General features: G+C 56.1%; 20 protein-coding genes. 7 read left to right on the forward strand and 13 right to left on the reverse strand.

The genetic code is table 11. The features are described 5' to 3' along the window. Positions 1-3 precede the first annotated feature (3 nt). Positions 4-1,605: an ATP-binding protein gene (locus LG297_RS17300; protein WP_404422446.1), complete on the forward strand. Its 1,602-nt coding sequence runs from the start codon at positions 4-6 to the stop codon at positions 1,603-1,605. 37 nt (positions 1,606-1,642) lie between these two features. Then, on the forward strand, positions 1,643-2,026 hold the full coding sequence (locus tag LG297_RS17305; protein WP_404422448.1) for a MerR family DNA-binding transcriptional regulator: 384 nt from the start codon (positions 1,643-1,645) through the stop codon (positions 2,024-2,026). Positions 2,027-2,028: 2 nt separating this feature from the next. On the opposite strand, the gene LG297_RS17310 is transcribed toward LG297_RS17305, so the two are convergent. Next, entirely contained in the window at positions 2,029-2,433 is a 405-nt protein-coding gene (locus tag LG297_RS17310) for a YbaN family protein (RefSeq protein WP_404422450.1), read from the reverse strand. Positions 2,434-2,597: 164 nt separating this feature from the next. Between LG297_RS17310 and arfB the strand changes: the two genes are divergently transcribed. Next, positions 2,598-3,014 (forward strand): alternative ribosome rescue aminoacyl-tRNA hydrolase ArfB, encoded by a 417-nt coding sequence (gene arfB, locus LG297_RS17315; protein WP_404422452.1) that lies wholly within the window; start codon positions 2,598-2,600, stop codon positions 3,012-3,014. A 13-nt stretch (positions 3,015-3,027) separates the two neighbouring features. Here arfB and LG297_RS17320 read toward each other — a convergent pair whose 3' ends face one another. Continuing rightward, entirely contained in the window at positions 3,028-3,621 is a 594-nt protein-coding gene (locus LG297_RS17320; protein WP_404422454.1) for a TetR/AcrR family transcriptional regulator, read from the reverse strand. Between the two features lie 134 nt (positions 3,622-3,755). Between LG297_RS17320 and LG297_RS17325 the strand changes: the two genes are divergently transcribed. From LG297_RS17325 to LG297_RS17335, 3 genes are all read left to right on the forward strand, one after another. After that, a complete protein-coding gene (locus tag LG297_RS17325) occupies positions 3,756-4,556 on the forward strand; it encodes an MBL fold metallo-hydrolase (protein ID WP_404422456.1) in 801 nt (266 codons plus the stop codon). 4 nt (positions 4,557-4,560) lie between these two features. Further along, positions 4,561-4,986 (forward strand): ester cyclase, encoded by a 426-nt coding sequence (locus LG297_RS17330; protein WP_404422458.1) that lies wholly within the window; start codon positions 4,561-4,563, stop codon positions 4,984-4,986. 112 nt (positions 4,987-5,098) lie between these two features. Beyond that, positions 5,099-5,866 (forward strand): acyl-[acyl-carrier-protein] thioesterase, encoded by a 768-nt coding sequence (locus tag LG297_RS17335; RefSeq protein ID WP_404422460.1) that lies wholly within the window; start codon positions 5,099-5,101, stop codon positions 5,864-5,866. 96 nt (positions 5,867-5,962) lie between these two features. On the opposite strand, the gene LG297_RS17340 is transcribed toward LG297_RS17335, so the two are convergent. Continuing rightward, a complete protein-coding gene (locus tag LG297_RS17340) occupies positions 5,963-7,378 on the reverse strand; it encodes an aldehyde dehydrogenase family protein (RefSeq protein ID WP_404422462.1) in 1,416 nt (471 codons plus the stop codon). A 101-nt stretch (positions 7,379-7,479) separates the two neighbouring features. On the opposite strand from LG297_RS17340, the gene LG297_RS17345 reads away from it, so the two are divergent. Beyond that, on the forward strand, positions 7,480-8,394 hold the full coding sequence (locus tag LG297_RS17345; protein ID WP_404422464.1) for a LysR family transcriptional regulator: 915 nt from the start codon (positions 7,480-7,482) through the stop codon (positions 8,392-8,394). Here LG297_RS17345 and LG297_RS17350 read toward each other — a convergent pair. From LG297_RS17350 to LG297_RS17395, 10 genes are all read right to left on the reverse strand, one after another. Then, entirely contained in the window at positions 8,374-9,018 is a 645-nt protein-coding gene (locus LG297_RS17350; protein WP_404422466.1) for a ribonuclease HII, read from the reverse strand. The genes LG297_RS17345 and LG297_RS17350 overlap by 21 nt on opposite strands. 57 nt (positions 9,019-9,075) lie before the next feature. Continuing rightward, complete coding sequence (locus tag LG297_RS17355) at positions 9,076-9,591, reverse strand: GNAT family N-acetyltransferase (protein WP_404422468.1); 516 nt, start codon at positions 9,589-9,591, stop codon at positions 9,076-9,078. A gap of 72 nt (positions 9,592-9,663) precedes the next feature. Further along, a complete protein-coding gene (locus tag LG297_RS17360; protein ID WP_404422470.1) occupies positions 9,664-10,068 on the reverse strand; it encodes a Na+/H+ antiporter subunit G in 405 nt (134 codons plus the stop codon). An 11-nt stretch (positions 10,069-10,079) separates the two neighbouring features. Then, a complete protein-coding gene (locus LG297_RS17365) occupies positions 10,080-10,349 on the reverse strand; it encodes a K+/H+ antiporter subunit F (RefSeq protein ID WP_404422472.1) in 270 nt (89 codons plus the stop codon). Further along, entirely contained in the window at positions 10,346-10,840 is a 495-nt protein-coding gene (locus LG297_RS17370; RefSeq protein WP_404422474.1) for a Na+/H+ antiporter subunit E, read from the reverse strand. The genes LG297_RS17365 and LG297_RS17370 overlap by 4 nt, the downstream gene beginning before the upstream one ends. A gap of 20 nt (positions 10,841-10,860) precedes the next feature. Then, a complete protein-coding gene (locus LG297_RS17375; protein ID WP_404422476.1) occupies positions 10,861-12,396 on the reverse strand; it encodes a monovalent cation/H+ antiporter subunit D in 1,536 nt (511 codons plus the stop codon). Further along, positions 12,396-12,752: a Na+/H+ antiporter subunit C gene (locus LG297_RS17380; protein WP_007090207.1), complete on the reverse strand. Its 357-nt coding sequence runs from the start codon at positions 12,750-12,752 to the stop codon at positions 12,396-12,398. Before LG297_RS17380 ends, LG297_RS17375 begins: the two co-directional genes overlap by 1 nt. Before the next feature lie 4 nt (positions 12,753-12,756). Next, positions 12,757-15,627 carry a monovalent cation/H+ antiporter subunit A gene (locus LG297_RS17385; RefSeq protein ID WP_404422478.1) on the reverse strand — a complete coding sequence of 957 codons (2,871 nt, stop codon included), beginning with the start codon at positions 15,625-15,627 and terminating at the stop codon, positions 12,757-12,759. A gap of 178 nt (positions 15,628-15,805) precedes the next feature. Next, on the reverse strand, positions 15,806-17,014 hold the full coding sequence (locus LG297_RS17390) for an MFS transporter (RefSeq protein WP_404422480.1): 1,209 nt from the start codon (positions 17,012-17,014) through the stop codon (positions 15,806-15,808). 71 nt (positions 17,015-17,085) lie between these two features. Then, complete coding sequence (locus LG297_RS17395) at positions 17,086-18,252, reverse strand: trans-sulfuration enzyme family protein (RefSeq protein ID WP_404422482.1); 1,167 nt, start codon at positions 18,250-18,252, stop codon at positions 17,086-17,088. Positions 18,253-18,367 lie beyond the last annotated feature (115 nt).

Raw genomic sequence — 18,367 nt, forward strand, 5'->3', positions numbered from 1 at the left:
ACGATGGCAAAACCCACCCCGCCGATTGTCGATATATCCGACGCAGCAGAAGCAGCCGAACTGTATGGCAACCTGCTTGATACAGCCGATGTCGGGTTGGTGGTGATCGGTACGGACCGGACGATATGTCACTGGAACCAGTGGATGCAAAACCGTTCGGGGCTTTCGGCAGAACAGGCATTGGGCAAACGGCTGAGTGCCGTTTTTCCGGAAACCCGGCTGGGGCGTTTATGCCAGGCGATCAAGGATTGCCTTGAATTCGGGATGCCGGCAGTGATTTCGCCTTCCCTGAACCAGGGCGCCTTGCCGCTGCGACCATTACCGCAATTTGCCGCCACGTTCGAGCGCATGGAACAGTCGATCCGTATCCATCCGATCCGGACATCACACGGGGAAAAACTGTGTTCATTGACCGTGCGCGATGTGACGCTTGCCGTGCAGCGCGACCGGCTTTTGCGCCGGCAGGCCGCCGAACTAGCCGAACTGGTCAATCAGACCAAACGCAGCGAAGACCGCACACGCGCGATTTTGCAAAACACCATCGATGCCATTCTGGTGGCATCCGATGACGGCGATATCGAACCGCTGAATGCACGTGCGCAGGAACTTTGTGGCCCGGAAGGCGATCCGGAACTTAGCAACATCATCCGGTTTCTGTTGCCTGACAACAAACAGAGCCCGCCAAAAGCACCGCCCGTCGACCGGCTCCTGACCGACCTTGGTACCGGTGTAATCGAAGTCCTGGCCTGTACAAAAAACGGGCGCAATGTGCCACTTGAAGTCGCGATCAGCCACTTTTCAGCCGACGGGCGATATCATTACATCATCACGCTTCGCGACATTTCCCAGCGCAAACGCCACGAAATGGAAATCCAGCGGACCATGGCAGAACTGGAACGATCCAACAGCGAACTTGAACAATTCGCCTATGCCGCATCGCACGATTTGCAGGAACCGCTTCGCATGGTGTCAAGCTATACACAGTTGATCGCACGGCGCTACAAGGACCAGCTTGACGAAACCGCCGATGAATTCATCCACTATGCGGTGGATGGCACACAACGCATGCAGCGCATGATCGATGACCTTCTGACCCTGTCGCGGGTCGGACGTCATGGTAAACCGTTTCAGCCGGTGGCACTTGACAGCCTGTTTGACGCGATTGCCGCAAACTTCCGCCGGGCCGGGCCGGGGCCTGCGGGGAATATCGTGCGCGATGGCTTTCTGCCGACCGTTACCGGTGACGCCAGCCAGCTTTTGCTGCTGTTTCAGAATCTTGTTTCGAACGGTCTTAAATACAGCGATCCCGACACGGGTGAAGTCCGGATTTATGCCGAGGAAACCGATGAAAGCTGGAAGGTTTTCGTTGCCGATAACGGCATCGGGATCGAGCCGCAATATCACGCAACGATCTTTGAAATATTCAAACGTCTGCACGGTTACGGTGAATATGCCGGGACCGGTATCGGACTTTCGATCTGCAAGAAAATCGTCGACCGGCATGGCGGAATGATCACGGTAGAAAGCGAACCGGACAAAGGCAGCAGGTTTTGCGTTGAATTGCCAAAAGAATTGCCGATTGTGATCCCGTCAGAAAGCATGTAGCTTTCGTTTACGTAAGCGTAAACCTGAACGGGATGTCATGAACGACAGCTATTCCATCACCGACCTTGCCCGCGAGTTTGACGTCACGACGCGTACCATCCGTTTTTACGAGGATCAGGAACTGATCGCGCCAGAACGTCAGGGGCAGACCCGCATTTACAGCCAACGCGACCGGGTGCGCCTTCGCCTGATCATGCGCGGCAAACGGCTTGGCTTTTCGCTCAAGGAAATCCGTGATCTGCTTGATTTGTATGATACTGATCGCAGCGAGATCATGCAGTTGACCATCCTTGTCGACAAAATCAACGAGCGCCGCGATACCCTGCGCAAACAGCGTCAGGATATCGATGCAACACTTGATGAACTCGACACGCTCGAAGAAACCTGTCAGGAAGAACTGACCCGGAAATCAGGCACCTGATTTCAGGCGCGCGGCTCTCCGGTTTGTGGCACCGGGATCTGTGCAGGAATGCGCGACGGGCGCGACAGGATAAAGCAACTGACCGGGATCGCGACCAGCACCTGTATCATCACCACCCAGCGATTTTCGACAAAGAGCAGGGATGCGGCAATCACCACGACAAAGGCCGACATCGCCATGATCTTGGCCCGGCGATTGATCACGCCATGTTCGTTCCAGTGCCGGATCGACGGACCAAAGTGCGGATGCTTGTAAATCCACGCATGCAGGCGCGGCGATCCTTTGCCAAACAGCCAGGCCGCCAGCAGCATAAAGGGCGTCGTCGGCAGGAGCGGCAGAAAAGCACCAACAATTCCAAGTCCAACTGACAGCCAGCCCAAGGCCAGATAAAGATACGATGCCTGCACGTCCTATTTCCTGTTTACAGCCCTGCCCGCCCCTGACAGGGTAAGTGCCTTCAATGTAGGTGGAATGCCATTGTTTTTCAATCAACAGCACCCGCCGGTTTCCGGGCTTCTGCCGTGCGTGTTCGCCGCACGACTTATCGCCCCTATTACTCAGACGATCCGCCATGCTCGAAATCTCAAATGATCTTTATCTTGATGAACGCCACCTGCAATTCCAGTTCGTGCGCGCATCCGGACCGGGCGGCCAGAACGTCAATAAAGTATCGACAGCCGTTCAGATGCGGGTACGCATTGATGACCTGACAGAATTGCCGCAACGCGTGCGTGATCGCCTGCGCGAACTGGCGGGCAGCAGGCTGACCAATGACGGGGAAATCATCTTTGACGCGCAGCGTTATCGCACCCAGGAACGCAACAAACAGGATGCCATCGAACGGCTTCTGGCCCTGTTGCGCAAGGCCGCCGAACGCAAGAAATTCCGCGTCAAAACCCGCCCGTCGCTATCGGCCAAACGCAAACGGGTCGACACGAAAAAGAAACGCGGCGACGTAAAGAAAATGCGCCAGCGACCGGTGGATTAGGCAGCAAACGCGGTCACGAAACCGGACATTTATGCAGCCAGTCATCCATAAGTGCTGCCATTTCCGAATTTTCTACTCCCGCCTTTGACAGCGACTGCCATGTCGAAAACTGCACCGCATGTCGTGCAACCGCATGGCACATCTTTCCCGTGCGCCGGTCGGCAGGCTGGCTTGCCAGCACATCGGCAGACAACATGTCGAGATAGGCATCAAAGCCTGCCATCTGTCCATGAAGGGCCGCGACACTTTCCCGGTCGCGATAACAATGATCCCACATATAGGCCGTTTCACCATAATAGTGATAAAGCATGCTGAGGATCGCGAGGCCCCAGTCAACTGGTGCCACCGACTCGCGCCATGATGCAGGATCGGGTGGCGGGTTAAGGCTCAGCCAATGCGACGAGCACGCACCAAGCAATTCATTTTCTTCGGGAAAATGCCGATAGACCGTCAAACGCTGCACCCCGGCACGATCCGCAATCGCGCTGATGGTTGTGCGTGCCGGGCCGATTTCACCATGCAAATTCATCGCGGCTTCGACAATTTTCTGGCGCGTTCCGTCTTCTTTTTCCGCACGTACTGTTTTGTTATATTTACGCTTTTTCATTTAGATAAACATCATTGTTCACATAATTATTGACAAGGGGATTTCGGCCTTCGTATTTTGATAATCACAGATGTTCATTCATTTTTCAACCTGATGATCCTGCCCCACAGGATCGCGAAATGTACGGAGCCAGAATGCAAGTCCCTTCAATCGCCACCACGATCCCGGTTACCGAAAGCGTAACCGTTATCCCGTCCTTTTTGCCGGTTACCGGATTTGGCATCCTGCCGGTCAATGCAATGCTGATCCAGGGTATCGAACCGGTTCTGATTGATGCCGGTCTTGGTCCCCTTCGTGACGACTTCCTTGGTGCGTTACGCAGTTGTATCGACCTTGCCAGCCTGCGCTGGATCTGGATCACCCATGCCGACCCGGATCATACCGGCAATCTGGCAGCCCTTCTGGAAGAAGCACCGAATGCCACCATCATCACGACCTTTGTCGGGATGGGCAAGCTGAACCTTGCAGGTATTTCGGTTGATCGTGTGCGACTGGTCAATCCGGGCGAGGTATTCATTGCCGGGGAACGCATCCTGCAAAGCATCACCCCGCCGACCTTTGATGCACCGGAAACCACCGCGATCTATGATCCGCTTGATCAGGTGTTGTTCAGCTCGGACTGCTGCGGTGCGCTTTTGCCGCGCCTCTATGAACGCGCCAACCATATCCCGGCGGACATCCTGCGCGAGGGGATTATCAGCTGGACAAGGGTGGATGCGCCATGGCTCGACTTTGTTGATGGCGCACAGTTTGGCGCATCCCTTGACCGGTTCCGAAAGCTTTCGCCGCGATATGTGTTAAGCAGCCATTTGCCGCCGGCCGAAAACATGACGGACCGGTTGCTTGACCATGTTGCCGCCGCCCGGCTGGCCCCGACCTTTACCGGGCCGGATCATGCAACATTTGAAAAGATCATGGCAAATGCCGGAGTGTAAATTGATGAAACAATCATCATCACCCAAATCAAATTCCAATCGCGATGCGGTTCTCGAATTTCTTGAGCAAAGCCATAATCACAACCCCCGGATTGTTTACGAACTCGTCGCCCCGGAAATCGTTACTCATGGCTTCCCGTGCGAAAATCCGCATGATCTCGACAGCTATCACGATTTCTTTGTCGGGTTGAATGCGGCTTTTCCGGATATGAATTTCGACATTCAAACAATGATTGCCGAGGACAACCATGTTGCGGCCCGATTTCGCATTCGCGCAACCCATCGCGATAGCTTTGCCGGAATTCCGGCAAGTGACAATGCGATCGATTTCACCGGTATGGTTTTATACCGCCTTGAAAACGGGAAAATCGCCGAAACGTGGCTGCATCCTGATGTCACCACGCTGATGGCACAATTATCGTCAGGATAGTGCGAAGGAAACAGGAATAGTCCCGGTTCGCGTTGCGATTTGCAGTCCGGATTTGCACGCAGCGAACCGGGTTTCTATAACTGTCAAAGAAAAGGATACAGGACCTGCCGGTATGATCATAAATTGGGACGAAATTGCCAAGCTCACCCTGCCCGCCAATTGCGGATGGCGCGGGACCTATCGCGTGCGGTATTCGGAAATTGGCGATAACGGCCTTGCGATGTTGCCCGCCTTGGCCGATTACATGCAGGACGCAGCCGGTTGGGGCGCACGCATTCTGAAACTGGCCTATGACGACACGGTTGATAAAGGCATGGCATGGGTGCTGGCGCGGATGGTCATTCATGTCCGGCGCTATCCCGGCAATGGCGAGGATATCACTGTCGAAACATGGCCGTCGGGCGTTGCAAGACGTGTGGCAACCCGTGATTTCCGTTTGATCGATGGCAAGGGTGATGTGATCGCGGTCGCGCAAAGTTTCTGGGTGATGTTTGACCTGTTGGAACGGCGCGCAGCAAACTGGCCCGACTGGATCGAAGAACGGCTGCCAAACCCGCCCGGCCCGAAACTGATCGAACCGCCATTCCGGCCGCCCTTCACCACCGATCCGTTACCCGAAATCGACAGCATAAAGGCCCGCCCATCCGATCTTGACCTGTATGGGCATGTCAACAATGTACGTTTGATGCAATGGGTGCTTGGCTCGGCCGGGGAAGATGCCAAACCCGACTTCCAACCCGAAAGCCTCGATATCCAGTTTCGCACCGAATGCCGGGTTCAGGAACGGGTCACGGTGCGCCAGAAGGACGGATTTGCCGCGATTACACGTGACAGTGATGGTACCGACCTTGTCCGGGCAAGCGTGAAGCAGGCCTCATAGGGCCTTCAGGCCGGATTTTCCCATCCCATTGCAGCGCATGATGAACCGCCCGAAATCGCATGCGGTTTCGGGACGGTTCGTCTGCCCTGATTGAAATTACCGCCCCATAATGACCTTCGGTTCAAGATGACTTTCCAGTCCATGAACTCCGTATTGACGACCGATCCCTGATTGCTTGAAGCCACCAAACGGTGCCTGTGGTTCGTGCTGGAAGCCATTTATGCAGATGCGCCCGGCATCAATGCGTTCTGCGACACGTCCCGCCCGCGCAGGGTCGGACGACATCACATAGGCCGCAAGACCATAATCCGTATCATTGGCAATCGTTATCGCCTGCTCTTCATCTTCATAGGGGATCAGACAAAGAACCGGGCCAAAGATTTCGTCACGCGCAATCGTCATCGCATTATCGACATTGCCAAACAGTGTCGGTCTGACGAAATAACCGCCAAGCCCTTCGGGATGGCCCGGCCCGCCCGCCAGAAGGTCCGCACCTTCTTCGATGCCTTTGATGATATAGCCCTGTACCCGTTCATATTGTTTACGGCTGACCATCGGACCAATACGTGATGCCGGGTCCGTGGGCTCGGCGACCACAATGTCATTCATCGCGGCGACCAGTTTTTGCGCAAGTTCATCATGCTTTTCACGCGCAACCAGCACCCTGGTACCGGCAATACAGGCCTGACCACTATTCAGGAAGCCCGCAGCAAGAATAAGCGGAACCGCAGCATCAAGGTCGGCATCGTCAAGGATGATCGTTGGGGATTTACCCCCCAGTTCAAGCGTCACCCGTTTCATGGTATCAGCACTGGCACGAAGGATGTCCTTCCCCACCGCAGTCGAACCGGTGAAGGATATTTTTGCCACATCCGGGCTCCGAGCGATTTCCGCCCCGACTTCAATTCCGGTACCTGTCACAACATTAAAAACCCCGTTGGGCAGGCCTGCCGCATGCAGGCATTCGCAAAGGACTTGAGTTTGCAACGCGCTCATTTCACTGGGTTTGATAACGGTGCAACAACCCGCCGCGATCGCGGTCGCAAGCCTGCTGGTGATAAAGCCGACATTGCTGTTCCAGGGGATGACAATCCCCACAACCCCTATCGGGGTCATCACAACGTCGCTTGCCCGGATTTTCTGCGTGAAATCGTAACTTTCCAGTGTATCGGCCATATCCAGAAAGTTTTGCGCCGCCATGGTCGTCCATTGCGACATCATCGAAACCGGGCCGCCATATTCTTCGACCACGGCAGCGGTAATGTCATCCGCACGCGCGACAACCGCGTCATAAAGGCGCTGAAGCAATGCCAGACGGGTTTCTTTCGAGCTTTGAGAAAAGGCCTGAAAAGCTGCTTTTGCAGCCGCAATCGCTTTCTGGGCGTCGTCGCGATTGGCAAGCCGCACCTGCCCGTTCACCGCCCCCGTAGCAGGATTATAGAGATCAAAAAGCGCCGATCCCTTCGGCGTGACGAATTCGCCATTGATATAAACTTTATCGATCTGATGCATACCGTTTTCTCCTTTGCAAGGCCGTTGGAGAAAATCTAGGCAGTCACGATAATCCTGTTAATATAGATTAATCTGTATGTTAAATTTCGAAAATCAGGACAATGCACAAATCCGGCCTGACCGAACTGGAAGCCATCATCGCGGTTGCCCGACGCGGCAGCTTCCGCGCAGCAGCACATGAGCTTGGCATGTCGCCCACTGCCTTATCCAATGCGGTTGCTGCTCTTGAAAAACGGCTTGATGTCCGACTGTTCAATCGCACGACACGTAGCGTTTCCCTGACAGAAGCCGGGGACCGGTTCATTGCCCGCATTGTTCCCGCAGTTTCAGAAATCCATCAGGCCGTGGAAAACATCAACGCACATCGCAACACACCGGCTGGTCGGCTTCGGATAAACAGTTTCGCTCTGGCCGCACGCGTTGTCCTGGAACCGGTTATTCTGGAATATATGCGTCGCTATCCGGACATGAAGGTCGAAATTGTCACCGAAGGGCGGTTTGTCGATATTGTCGCCGAAGGTTTTGACGGAGGATTTCGCCTTGCCGAAGAAGTCCCGCGCGACATGATTGCCGTCCCTGCCGGGCCGGAGATGTGTTTTGCCATTGTCGGCGCACCATCTTATTTCACCGCACGCGAACGGCCCAAAATCCCCGACGACCTGCTTAAACATGAATGCATACGATCCCGCCTTGGCAGCGGGGCGATCTATCACTGGGATTTCCGGTATAAGGATACAATCCGCAGCATTGATGTCCCCGGGCAGCTTTGTCTGGATGAAGGGGAACTGCTTTTGCGGGCGGCAAGAGCCGGAGCAGGACTTGCCAATCTTCCGCTGTGGCTGGTTGAGGATGACATCAGAACCGGTCGCCTGATCCGCGTTCTGGAAGAATGGTCGCCAAGTTATTCAAGGCTGGCATTCTATTATCCAAGTCGCAAAAACATATCGGCCGGTTTGCGGGCTTTTGTCAGCCTGCTACGCGAGATCGAAACAAAATCACGATACGACAAACCCTGATCCATCATCCGCTGGCGAATCCACAAGCAATTCGGCAATCGGTCTGAAACTGCGACGATGATGCAGGGTCGGCCCGACAATGCCAAGCCCTTCCATATGCTTTTTCACGCCATATCCGGCATTGCCATCCCAGCCGAAATGCGGATAGCGCGCGGCAAGGCGGGTCATGGCACGGTCGCGCACGACCTTGGCGACGATGGATGCCGCCGCGATGGATAATGATCTGCCATCGCCCTTGATGACCGTTTCCACCGCGCACGGCAGCCCCGGGTCACGATTGCCATCCACCAGCGCCTGATCGGGGCATTGCGGCAGGCGCGCTACTGCACGGCGCATGGCAACATAGGTCGCCTGAAGGATATTGATCCGGTCGATTTCACGGACCGAGGCCGCGCCAATACCAACCTCGGCACAGCCCATGATCAGCTCAAACAGAAAGTCGCGCTTCTTGGCTGACAGCTTTTTGGAATCGTTAAGTTCACCCAGAAGGACTTCAGGCAGGCGTTCATCGCGTGGCAGAATGACGGCTGCCGCAACCACCGGCCCGGCAAGCGGCCCGCGGCCGACCTCGTCGATCCCGGCGATGCGTCCGCGATATTGATCCTCGATGCTGAAATCCGGCATGTAAAACCTGTCCCTCTTGCCTTTCCTCATAACAAGGATGTGGGGCGGTCGACAATGTCATCTGTGATGGCGTTTCGCAAAATCATCCGCCGTGATGACATATTGCACGATATCATCATCAGCCTTGTGATGGCGCATGCCAATCTTTCGCGCCACCGCAAGCGATCCGATATTCCTGGCATCGATGCAGGCAATGAAACTGTCCAGTTTCAGTTTTTCAAACCCGTGCGACAGCAAGGCATTGGCGGCTTCAGATGCGTAACCCCGTCCCCAGAATGCCGGTTTCAGACGCCAGCCGATTTCAATTTCCGGGCCAACGGCATCCTCGGGAATCAGAAGAACCCAGCCAATGAAACTGTCCGGTTCGGTTTTTAAAAACAGCGACCAGTATCCAAGCCCCGGGCCATAATCCATGGTGATGCGATCATGGATAAAGGCGCGATGTTCGACTTCGTCTGCCCAAGGTCCCTGAACAAAATCGGTCACGCCGGGTTCGTGATCCATTGCAAAACAATCGTCAAGATCATCCAGCGTTCGCGGACGCAGCCAAAGCCGTTCGGTTTCAAGGATCATCCGGTTTTCCTGTTAACAGCATACCAAAACGGCACCGCAGGAACGGTGCCGTTTCCAAATCAGCAAACCCGTTCACTGCTGATCGGGTTTATATTCCTCGCTGGGGTCATAACCATCGGGACCGACCGGATCAAAGGTTGCCCAACCTTCATTCCGCCCGCTGGATGGCAGGTCGTTCCGCGGATCGACATTGCGCAGCAAATAGGCCTTGGCGATCAGGTTCGCGGTGATCGGTGCTGTCAGGAACAGGAACAGCGTGATCAGCAATTCATGAATGGTGAAATGCCCGCGTTCGATCCAGAAGAACAGCATGGATGCAATCAGGATAGCCCCGACGCCAACCGTGGTTGCCTTGGTCGGCGCATGCAGGCGCGGCAGCAATTCGCGCAGTTTGACCATCCCGAACGACCCGACCAGCAGGAATAATCCCCCGATCACGATCAGAATGGAAATGACGAGTTCGGCAATAAACGGCATCTTTTTGCTCCCTACTCGATGATGTCGCCACGCAAGACGAACTTGCAATAGGCCACGGTGGAAACAAAACCGAACATGGCAAACAGCAAAGCACCTTCGAAATACATCGAGGTCGCCCGGCCGATCCCGTACAGCACGAGAAGCGCAATCGCGTTGATCGCCATGGTATCAACCGCCAGGACCCGGTCTGCGATGGTCGGGCCCGTGGCCAGACGCCAAAGGTTCATCAACAGGGCCACCGCCACACAGATAAAGCCGAAATTCAGTGCATATTCGATCATTCGAAAATCTCCTTCAGGCGGCTTTCGTAGCGGGACTTGATATCATCAACCACGCCCTGCGGGTCCGGCGCATGCAGGCAATGCACCAGAAGGCTTTTGGCATCCGCACTCAGATCGATGGTGACCGTGCCCGGCGTCATGGTGATCGTCCCGGCAAGGGTCGTGATCGCTTCGGGCGAGGTCAGGTCAAGCGGGACAACGACGTATCGCGTTTCAAGACTTTCGGCCTTGCGAAACAGGATCAGCCCGGCAACAATAACGTTGGCGACCAGAATATCCCACAGCACGACCAGACCGTATCCACAAATGGCATAGGCATTGCCGACCTTTGGCGCAGAGGGCCAGAAGCTTGACGTGATCAGCGGGATCAAAATCGCCAGGATCGCACCGAACACGATGGCACCAGCCGATACTTCATTGACCAGCAACACCCAGACAACCAGCAGGGCTAGCGACAGAAGCGGGTGGGGAAGACAACGTTTCAACATCATCACTATCCTTTCATCACCGCTTACTGGCCAGGCTGTGTGACGGGAATTTCACCCAGCACAGCCCGGATGTAATCCGTGGTGTCAAACAATTGCCCCGCCGTTCCATCGAGGTAATCCATAATCGGTGCGGCAAAGACGGTCAAAGCCACAAGCGCGACGAGCATTCCGCAGGCCGCAACAATTGGCAGAACCGGCCAATGGGCTCCTTCGATCACAATCTCGCCTTCGGCAGATGCACTTTTCCAGAACAGGATGCTGCCGGCGCGACCGAACCCGACAATACACATCAGCGACGTCACGAGGATAACCGACCAGACCCAGATCATCGCATCGCTGTCACGCGCGGCATCAAGGATCAGAAGCTTGCCGATAAAGCCGCTAAGCGGCGGCATCCCCGCCATGGCGATGGCAGCGATAAAGAACAGCACGGCAAGCAACCCGGACTGATGGAAGACCGGGGCAGTTGCCAGACTGTCACCATATACCGAGCCCCGGCGCGAGACGACAAGATCGCCAATCAGGAACAGGGCCGCCCCGGCAAAGGTCGAATGCAGCAGGTAATAAAGACCGGCCGAAATGCTTTCGGGCGTAAACAGCGCGATGGAAATCAACAGCGTGCCCATCGATCCGATCACGGAAAAGGCAATCAGGCCATTAAGCCGTTTGGCCGCCAGAACCCCGATCATGCCAATCGCCAGCGTCACAAGTGCGGCAGGCAGGATATAAGGCTGTGCCAGCCATGCCATCTCCCCCGCATTTTCACCAAAGCCCAGCGAATAGACACGCAGGATCGAATAAGCCCCGACCTTGGTCATGATGGCAAACAGGGCCGCCACCGGTGCCGGTGCGTTGGCATAAGTCCCCGGCAACCAGAAATGAACCGGCACCAAAGCCGCCTTGACACAGAATACCAGAAGCAGGATGAGCGCCCCGGCACGCAGCAATGCGGCATCACCCGCGGCAACCTGGGGCACCTGAATGGCAAGATCAGCCATATTCAGCGTTCCGGTCACCGAATATATCATGCCGACCCCGACCAGGAACAGGGTCGAACCCGTCAGGTTGATGACGATATACTGCATGCCCGCCTTAAGCCGTTCTGCCCCGGCCCCGTGCAGCATCAGACCGTAAGATGCGATCAGCAGCACTTCGAAGAAGACGAACAGGTTGAAAACGTCACCGGTCAGAAACGCACCATTGACGCCCATCAGCTGGAACTGGAACAGGGCGTGGAAATGCTGGCCCCGCTTGTCCCATTCGCTGGATGCAAACAGGATAACGCCAAGACCGAGGATCGAGGTCAGAAAGATCATCATCGCCGACAGGCGATCCAATACGATCACGATCCCGAACGGTGCCGGCCAGTCGCCAAGCGCGTACATTTCCGGGTTGTTGTTATTGGCAAAAATCACCAGCGACAGGGTGACCGCCACAAGGGCGACGGTCGCGGTGATCGAGAATATGCGCTGCAGAACAATGTCATGACGTACCGCCAGAACAATCAGGGCGGCCATCACGGCAGGCAGCAGAATGGGAAGGACAATCCAGTGACCCATCAGTTTTTATCTCCTGCTTCGGATGGCGCGCCTTCCGGGCGACCGTCAACATGGTCATTACCGATTTCAAGATAAGCCCGGATCGACAGCACCACGATCAGTGCGGTCATCCCGAACGAAATCACGATCGCTGTCAGGACAAGCGCCTGGGGCAGCGGATCTGTATATTCGGTAACACCATCACGCAGGATGGGCGGCATATCGATGGTCAGGCGTCCCATGGCGAACAGGAACACGTTCACCGCATAGGACAACATCGCCAAACCGATCACCACCGGGAAAGTACGACCACGCAGCAACATATATGTGCCGCACATGGTCAGAAGCCCGATACTGCTTGCTACAAGAAACTCCATGATATCAGGCCTCTTTCTCAGCTGTCGCGACCTTCGCGGTCGCGGCGGACGGATCATGGTCCATCGGCTCGGGATTGATGTCGACATGCTCGGCCATGCGTTCCACCTGCGACAGTTTGGCAAGCGCAAGGGTCACCGCCCCCACCACCGTCAGGAACACGCCAAGGTCAAAGCCCATGGCAGACGCCAGTTCAAACTCGCCGACAATCGGCAGATGAACATGGACAAAGCCACTGGTCAGGAACGGCAGCCCCGCCACCCAGGCCGACAGGCCCGTAATGGCCGCGGCAATCACGCCAAGCCCGATCATGCCGTGGTAATTGGCCTTCATGCGGTTCTGGGTCCAGCCAAAGCCCGACGCCATATATTGCATGACCAAGGCGACCGAAACGACCAGACCGGCGATAAAGCCACCGCCCGGTTCATTATGACCGCGCAGGAAGATGTAAACCCCCACCAGCAGCGCCAGCGGCAACATCACACGCGTTGCGACAACCATCATCATCGGATGGCGATCTGCCGACCGGCGATTATCCACGACCCAGTTTGCCAGACGTTTGGCGGCCTCGCCCTGGGTGACTGTTTCAATCAGGGCAAAGATCGACAGGGCCGCGATGCCAAGAACGATGATCTCGCCAAAGGTATCAAAGCCACGGAAGTCGACGAGGATCACGTTCACCACGTTGGTCCCGCCACCTTCGGTTTTCGAATTGGCCAGATGATAGGCCGAAATCGAATTGGGCAGATCGCGCGTCATGATCGCCCAGACAGCCCCGGCCATGCCAAGACCCGCCCCGATGGAAATCACCCAGTCGCGTAACTTGCGACCCGGCAGGCTTTCTTTCGGGGTTTCCTTGGGCAGAATATTAAGCGCCAGCAACATCAGGATGACCGTCACCACCTCGACCGAGATTTGCGTCAGGGCAAGATCCGGTGCCGACAGATAAATAAAGCCAAGCGAAACGATCAGACCGATCACACCGACCAGAAGCAGGGTCAGCAGGCGGTTGTGATGCGTGGCGACCACCGCGATACAGCTTCCGATCAGGAGTATCCAGCCAATGGCGGCAGGCGGGGAAACCGCCAGAAGTTCACGCGTACCCGCCGTGTGATTGGGTTCGGCATAAAAGCCCGAAAGACCGATGGCAAGGGCGGCAAAAACCATCACCGCCAGATAGCGTTGCAGCGATCCGTTGTGAAGATTGTCGGAAATCAAACGGCTGAGCGCGACGACCTTGACAATCATGCAATCAAACATTGCCTTGGCATCCGGCCGCGACAGTTTTGCCGTAGCGGCCATCAGTCCATCGTGACGCAGCAGGATCAAAGCCCCGCCGATAAATGCGATCACGCTCATCCCGAGTGCCGGTGTCACACCGTGCCAAAGTGCAAGATAATAGTCCGGCAGATTCCCGCCGGTGACCGCATTGGACGTGGCCGCAACCAGCGGCCCGGCAATTGCCGCCGGGAACAGACCGATCAGGACCACAAGAACCGTCAGAAATGCGGGCGGTGCCCACATGCCAAACGGCGGATCATGGGGGTGATGGGGCAGTTCATCGCGGGTTTTGCCAAACCACACATGGAAGATGAAGCGCAGCGAATAGGCGACCGAGAACAATGCGCCAATGGTCGCAAGCAGCGGCATGATCCAATTCTGATCAAGCCAGACGGTATGCCATGCTTCGTCCAGCATCATTTCCTTGGACAGGAAACCGTTCAGCGGCGCGATCCCGGCCATGGATGCCGCCGAAATAATTCCGATGGTCCCGGCAATCGGCATCAGGTTCAGCAAACCGCCCAGACGACGAATATCGCGCGTCCCGGTTTCATGATCGATGATCCCGGCGGTCATGAACAGGGCGGCCTTGAAGGTCGCATGGTTGATGATATGGAACACGCCGGCCACAGCGGCAATCGGCGTTCCGAACCCAAACAGCATGGTCACAAGACCAAGGTGACTGACCGTGGAATAGGCCAGAAGCCCCTTGAGGTCGTGTTTGAAGATCGCAATCCATGCGCCCAGCACCATGGTCACAAGACCCGCGGTCGCAACGATATAGAACCATTCCGGCGTGCCCGACAGAACCGGCCACATGCGCGCCATCAAAAAGATGCCCGCCTTGACCATGGTTGCCGAATGCAGATAGGCCGAAACCGGGGTCGGTGCGGCCATGGCATGCGGCAGCCAGAAATGGAACGGGAACTGTGCCGATTTGGTAAAGCAGCCCAGAAGGATCAGGACAAGGGCTGGCACATAAAGTGGCGACGCCTGGATCAGATCGGCATTTTGCAGAATGACGGTCAGATCATAGGACCCGGCGATATTTCCAAGGATCAGCATCCCGGCAATCATCGCAAGCCCGCCTGCCCCGGTCACGGTCAGCGCCATACGCGCGCCCTGACGACCTTCGGGCAGATGTTTCCAGTAACCGATCAGAAGGAAGGATGACAGCGATGTCAGTTCCCAGAAAATCAGCAGCAGCAGGATATTGTCCGACAGAACAATACCGACCATCGCGCCCTGGAACAGCAACAGGAACACATAAAACCGCCCCATCGGATCGTCTTTCGACAGATAGAAACGGGCGTAAATGATGATCAGCAAACCAATCCCCAGGATCAGGGTCGCAAACAGCAATCCCAACCCGTCAAGGAAGAAAGTTACATTCAATCCAAGATCGGTCAGCCAGTCATAGCGAACCTGAAACACCTCGCCGCCAATAACGGCGGGTGCCTTCGCGATAAGCAGGATCAAGGCAAGCAGCGTGACCGAGCCGGTTGCAGTAGCGCACGCGTTGCGCCCGGCCCTGATCATGACGGCGGGTAGCACCGCCCCAAGGAAGGGAAGCAAAACAATGAGGGTGAGACTCATGAAAGACCCTTATTTTTGGAAAACGCCGCAACGCCCCCAGCGCGCAACAGCAAGAAAATTCTGGCAGAAAGTAATATTTGTGCCGAAAATGGTCAAGAAAACCAAAACAGCGCAGCTTTTTGCCTTGCGATTGTCAAGTGAAGCCGATCACCGCCCGTTTTCCCTCGACCGGTCAAAACTATCGCCGCCCGCCCGCCAGCCGGCTTGCTTCGGGCATGGCGCGCAGGCGTCCCATGGCGACAAACCCCAGCAAAGGTCCGACTGACAGCATCGCAAACGCCCCCCACCAGCCAAAGATATCGGCGATGACAGGCACCATATGAATGGACCCCAGTGCAATCAGAAAACCGATGGCATTTTGCATGGTCAGGGCGGTTCCGACCTGATGGGGATCGGCCAGTTCGATCACGCAAGATGAAAATTGCGCGGAATCGGCAACAACCGAAATGCCCCAGACAATACAGATTACAATCAGTACAATCAGCGGTGCATCGCCAAGTCCGCCTGCACCAAGTGCGCACAAACCGCTGATGGCCATCGCCGTCATGGTAACCGTCGTCCGGCCGATCCGGTCCGCCAGCAATCCCGCAGCCAAAGAACCAAACGCCCCGATACCGATAATCGCAAATGTCAGAAGTGCCGCCCACATGCCCGGATTGGTGGCATCCCGGTCGGAAAATGCCCCATACAGAAACAGTCCGATCCAGCCCCACATGGCATAGAGTTCCCACATATGCCCGAAATAGCCATAACATGCATGGCGCAGCGGTTTGTTTGACCAGATCTGCCCGACCATGCGCGGATCAAAACGCGGGGAACGCCCCGGCGTCCCGCCCAGCTTGACGAACAGGACCATCAATCCGGAAAGATAAGCCGAAACACTTGCCGCAATGATCACCAGCCGCCAATCGAGTGGCACCGCCACCGCAAACAGATGCGGCAGGGCCGATCCCATGGTCAGGGCACCAACCAGCAGCCCGACCAGAAAACCCGTATCGCCCCGCGACCATGTCGCAACCATCTTCATGCCGATGGGATAAATTCCTGCCATGCAGATGCCGGTAATCAGGCGAAGCAGGATCACCACAACGCCATCAACCGGAACAACAAGAATCAGGAGATTGGCCGTTGCGGCAATCAATGCCGATATCGCCCAGAAACGTCTTGGCTCGATCCGGTCCGCCAACCCCAAAAAGGCGCTGGCCAGTGTGCCGATGACAAAGCCCAGCAGAACCGAACTGGTAAAGAACGAGGATTGAACGGCACCAAGGTCAAACTCGGCGCGCAATTGCGGCAGGACCGCCGTTGCAGAAAACCACAGTGCAAGCGCCATCAACTGGCAAATCGTGATCATGCCAACGGCCAGTGGCTTGCTCGCCTGCGCCATGATTCCCCCTGTAATCATTCAAAATTGTGCGCCATCATACATCGCCCAAAGGCAATGAACAGTGACGAAAACTATCCTTCGATCACAGCGACGATGCGTTCAAGATCGGCCCAAAGATCGGCCGGGTCCTCAAGCCCGATACTGATCCGAAGAATGGTGCCGCGATGTTCGGGTTTAACAAAGCTTCGTTCGTCTGCAACCGACATTGGTGCGAGCAGGCTGTGCGTGCCGCCCCATGATGCGCCGATGGAAAAACTTTGCGCCGCATCGACCTGTTTGATCACTGCATCCCTGACGTGATCGGGGATGATGATGCTGAACACGCCGCTTGCCCCGGCGAAATCACGTTTCCAAAGCGCATGCGACGGCGAATGCGGCAAGGCTGGATGCAGAACAAGTTCACCGGGAATGCGTTCGGCAATCTGTCTGGCAAAATCAAATGCGGTTTTTGCCGCGTGGCGAAGCCGCAATGACATGGTTTCAAGACCGCGCAGCACCAGCGAACAGTCATCTGGCGAAACGCCAAGCCCCATCAGGCTCATGGTCGTGCGCAGTTCAGGATACCAGTCAGCCTGACGCACACTGACCGATCCCATCAGAAGGTCGGAATGGCCCCCGGCATATTTCGTAAGCGCCTCGATCACGAAATCCACACCATGCAGGACCGGCTTGAAGTTAAGCGGCGTCGCCCAGGTATTGTCGCAACCGACCAGAACGCCCTTGGCATGGGCGCGTTTGACCAGTCCGCCAACATCAACCATTTCCATGGTGGCCGATCCCGGTGTTTCGATCCAAAGCAATTTGACGCTGTCATCAATCAGATCGCCAACCTGATCGGGCGACCAGTCGGGGTCATAGACCCGAAAACCGATGCCCCGTTCGGCCAGAAACGACTGGCAGAATGAGCGCACCGGCGGATAGGCACAATCAGGGATCAAAATCGTATTGCCGGGTTTCAGAACCGTCACAAAGACCAGCATGATCGCCGCCTGCCCCGATGGCAAAAGCAAGGTGCCCTCCGCCCCGGCAAGGCTATTTAACGTTGCCTGAAGCCGACGCGTCGTCGGTGTACCGCCAAGGCCATAACTGTATCCGTCAGGCCCGCGTTCCGCCCGGTTAGCATAGGCCGCTGCGTTCGGGAATACGATGGTCGATGCCCGATGCACCGGGGTTGTCAGACTGACATAACCGTCTTCGGAAATTGCGGGGGGTGACACGCAAACTGTTTGATCCTTCATCGGGTGGCTCCATCATTTTCAATTGCCGTCATTAGAACAGCCCACACGCGCAAGGGCAACCAACTGGCGCAGCTACATAATCAGACGGTTGACGTCATCCCCACCGCATCGGCGA

Source organism: Thalassospira australica (genome assembly GCF_044790785.1).
Classification (GTDB): domain Bacteria; phylum Pseudomonadota; class Alphaproteobacteria; order Rhodospirillales; family Thalassospiraceae; genus Thalassospira; species Thalassospira australica_A.

Coding starts and splice junctions, on each gene's coding strand:
- LG297_RS17355 (WP_404422468.1), bottom strand. CDS start 9,591: ATGATCCTTGAAACCGAACGGCTTTGGCTGCGTCCGCGAACGCTGGAT.
- LG297_RS17375 (WP_404422476.1), bottom strand. CDS start 12,396: ATGGGTCACTGGATTGTCCTTCCCATTCTGCTGCCTGCCGTGATGGCC.
- LG297_RS17385 (WP_404422478.1), bottom strand. CDS start 15,627: ATGAGTCTCACCCTCATTGTTTTGCTTCCCTTCCTTGGGGCGGTGCTA.
- LG297_RS17370 (WP_404422474.1), bottom strand. CDS start 10,840: ATGATGTTGAAACGTTGTCTTCCCCACCCGCTTCTGTCGCTAGCCCTG.
- LG297_RS17345 (WP_404422464.1), top strand. CDS start 7,480: ATGCACAAATCCGGCCTGACCGAACTGGAAGCCATCATCGCGGTTGCC.
- LG297_RS17365 (WP_404422472.1), bottom strand. CDS start 10,349: ATGATCGAATATGCACTGAATTTCGGCTTTATCTGTGTGGCGGTGGCC.
- LG297_RS17330 (WP_404422458.1), top strand. CDS start 4,561: ATGAAACAATCATCATCACCCAAATCAAATTCCAATCGCGATGCGGTT.
- LG297_RS17305 (WP_404422448.1), top strand. CDS start 1,643: ATGAACGACAGCTATTCCATCACCGACCTTGCCCGCGAGTTTGACGTC.
- LG297_RS17380 (WP_007090207.1), bottom strand. CDS start 12,752: ATGGAGTTTCTTGTAGCAAGCAGTATCGGGCTTCTGACCATGTGCGGC.
- LG297_RS17335 (WP_404422460.1), top strand. CDS start 5,099: ATGATCATAAATTGGGACGAAATTGCCAAGCTCACCCTGCCCGCCAAT.
- LG297_RS17325 (WP_404422456.1), top strand. CDS start 3,756: ATGCAAGTCCCTTCAATCGCCACCACGATCCCGGTTACCGAAAGCGTA.
- LG297_RS17360 (WP_404422470.1), bottom strand. CDS start 10,068: ATGCCGTTTATTGCCGAACTCGTCATTTCCATTCTGATCGTGATCGGG.
- LG297_RS17320 (WP_404422454.1), bottom strand. CDS start 3,621: ATGAAAAAGCGTAAATATAACAAAACAGTACGTGCGGAAAAAGAAGAC.
- arfB (WP_404422452.1), top strand. CDS start 2,598: ATGCTCGAAATCTCAAATGATCTTTATCTTGATGAACGCCACCTGCAA.
- LG297_RS17395 (WP_404422482.1), bottom strand. CDS start 18,252: ATGAAGGATCAAACAGTTTGCGTGTCACCCCCCGCAATTTCCGAAGAC.
- LG297_RS17300 (WP_404422446.1), top strand. CDS start 4: ATGGCAAAACCCACCCCGCCGATTGTCGATATATCCGACGCAGCAGAA.
- LG297_RS17350 (WP_404422466.1), bottom strand. CDS start 9,018: ATGCCGGATTTCAGCATCGAGGATCAATATCGCGGACGCATCGCCGGG.
- LG297_RS17390 (WP_404422480.1), bottom strand. CDS start 17,014: ATGGCGCAGGCGAGCAAGCCACTGGCCGTTGGCATGATCACGATTTGC.
- LG297_RS17340 (WP_404422462.1), bottom strand. CDS start 7,378: ATGCATCAGATCGATAAAGTTTATATCAATGGCGAATTCGTCACGCCG.